This is a genomic window from Confluentibacter citreus (assembly GCF_002807055.1).
Taxonomy (GTDB): domain Bacteria; phylum Bacteroidota; class Bacteroidia; order Flavobacteriales; family Flavobacteriaceae; genus Confluentibacter; species Confluentibacter citreus.
Window position 1 is genome coordinate 1 of the sequence record NZ_NIXN01000042.1, and the last position, 579, is coordinate 579.

General features: G+C 30.2%; 1 protein-coding gene. It reads left to right on the plus strand.

Going from position 1 to position 579, the window contains the following annotated elements; all coding sequences use genetic code 11:
* The first annotated feature begins 36 nt into the window (after window positions 1-36).
* On the plus strand, window positions 37-432 hold the full coding sequence (locus CDH49_RS15560; protein WP_100616445.1) for a hypothetical protein: 396 nt from the start codon (window positions 37-39) through the stop codon (window positions 430-432).
* Window positions 433-579 lie beyond the last annotated feature (147 nt).

Consider the following 579-nt stretch of genomic DNA (forward strand, 5'->3'; position numbering starts at 1 on the left):
AAACGTTGTGCATAATTTAGACAAAACTCCTGCTAAATGATAAAATGGAAATCATATTATATCGTAATTGTGTTTATGGTTATCGGACTTATTTTATCATTTTTTCTTTTGACTAGACAATCGGACTTTTACAATAGTTTAGAAAAAATAAACAAAAACAAAAGCTATAATATTCAAGTCAAGGACGCTTATAATGAAAGAGGAATTTACGTTCTGAATAATAAATATTATATAAATAGCGCAACTTACGTTATTGGAAATCATTACGGACTTTCAAAAGATGACGCAATTTGGAGACCTAAAGACGCTGAATATTTACCTCGGATTTCTGATATTTCTGCTCCTTTTATAATTAAAAAAGAAATTGACAATGATACTCTGACTTTGAAAAAAGGAGATAAAACAATTTTATTATTATTAGTAATCGATTAAATTAAAAAACTATGCACAACACCGTGTATAAAAAATTGCTAGTTTTAGTTAACACAAAGTTGGTTGCTCGTTTGCTGGCTTCCGATTTTCCTTCGGAAAATCCTCGCCCTCAAACACGCAACTTTCCATACACGAACACGTTGTACA

Bases quoted from the DNA above. Each gene is read 5' to 3' on its own strand.
- CDH49_RS15560 (WP_100616445.1), top strand. From the start codon at position 37: ATGATAAAATGGAAATCATATTATATCGTAATTGTGTTTATGGTTATC.